Raw genomic sequence first — 1,813 nt, 5'->3', positions numbered from 1 at the left:
GATAAACCCGGCGGCGCTCGAGGTGCTGCGGGCCTGTGGTGCCGATCTCGACCAGCTCCGCGACGAGCTGGAGGCCTTCCTGGACGAGACCACGCCGCTGCTGCCGCCGGAGGATACCCGCGAGACCCAGCCGACGCTGGGCTTCCAGCGCGTACTCCAGCGCGCGATCCTTCACGTGCAGTCCTCCGGGCGCAAGGAGGTCACCGGGGCGAACGTGCTCGTGGCGATCTTCAGCGAGCAGGAGTCCCAGGCCCTCTATCTGCTGCACAAGCAGAACATCTCGCGGCTCGACGCCGTGAACTACATTGCCCACGGTATCTCCAAGGTGCCGGGCGAGGAGGGTGCCGGCGAGCCGGATTCGCCGAAGGAGGACGAAGAGGAGACCGTGCAGGAATCGTCCCAGAAGACCCCGCTCGAGAGCTTCGCCACCGACCTCAACGCCCGTGCCCGCCGCGGCAAGATCGACCCGCTGATCGGGCGGCGTCACGAGATCGAGCGCACGATTCAGGTGCTGTGCCGGCGGCGCAAGAACAACCCGCTGTTCGTGGGCGAGGCGGGTGTCGGCAAGACCGCGATAGCGGAGGGCCTGGCGCGTCTTATCGTCGAGGGCGACGTGCCCAGCGTGCTCGAGGACGCCAAGATCTATGCCCTGGACCTCGGCGCCCTGGTGGCGGGTACCAAGTATCGCGGTGACTTCGAGAAACGCCTCAAGGGGCTGCTCGCGCAGCTGCACAAGGAGCAGCACGCGATCCTGTTCATCGACGAGATCCACACCATCATTGGTGCCGGTGCGGCCTCCGGGGGCGTGATGGACGCCTCCAACCTGATCAAGCCGATGCTCGCCAGCGGCGAGCTCAAGTGCATTGGCTCGACCACCTATCAGGAGTACCGCAGCATCTTCGAGAAGGACCGGGCCCTGGCCCGGCGTTTCCAGAAGATCGACGTATCCGAGCCGACGGTCCAGGAGACGGTGCAGATCCTGCGCGGACTCAAGGACCGCTTCGAGTCACACCACGGGGTGAAGTACACCCAGCCGGCCCTGGAGGCGGCGGCGGAGCTGTCCGCACGCTACATCACCGACCGGCGTCTGCCGGACAAGGCCATCGACGTAATCGACGAGGCGGGCGCGAACCTGCGGCTGCTGCCGCCGTCGCGGCGCAAGAAGACGGTGGGAGCGTCGGATGTGGAGACGATCATCGCCAAGATCGCCCGAATCCCCCCGAAGCGGGTCTCGAACTCCGACATGCGGATGCTCGAGCACCTGGAGCGGGACCTCAAGCGCAATATCTACGGCCAGGACGAGGCCATCGATACCCTGGCGGCGACGATCAAGACCTCACGCGCCGGGCTGCGGGACACCGGCAAGCCGGTGGGCTCGTTCCTCTTCGCCGGTCCGACGGGCGTGGGCAAGACCGAGGTCACCCGCCAGCTCGCCGAGCAGATGGGTATCCACATGGTGCGCTTCGACATGTCGGAGTACATGGAGCGTCACGCGGTCTCGCGGCTGATCGGTGCCCCCCCGGGCTACGTCGGCTTCGACCAGGGCGGGCTGCTCACCGAGGAGGTGATCAAGCACCCCCACGCGGTGGTGCTCCTCGATGAGATCGAGAAGGCCCATCCGGACGTATTCAACCTCCTGCTGCAGGTCATGGACCACGGTACGCTCACGGATAACAACGGCCGTCATGCCGATTTCCGCAACGTGATCCTGGTGATGACCACCAACGCCGGGGCCGAGGAGCAGAGCCGTCGATCCATCGGGTTTACCACGCAGGATCATGCCAGCGACGGCGTGGAGGCGATCCGCCGGACA

1 protein-coding gene is annotated in these 1,813 nt (G+C 66.3%); it reads left to right on the top strand.

Features of this window, described 5'->3' with window-relative positions; genetic code table 11:
* The coding region (locus tag G7A99_RS06070) for an AAA family ATPase (protein WP_240466122.1) at nt 1–1,813 on the top strand (1,813 nt) is incomplete at both ends.

This window comes from Arhodomonas sp. KWT (assembly GCF_010993615.1).
This window is presented reverse-complemented; position numbering and strand designations above follow the sequence as displayed.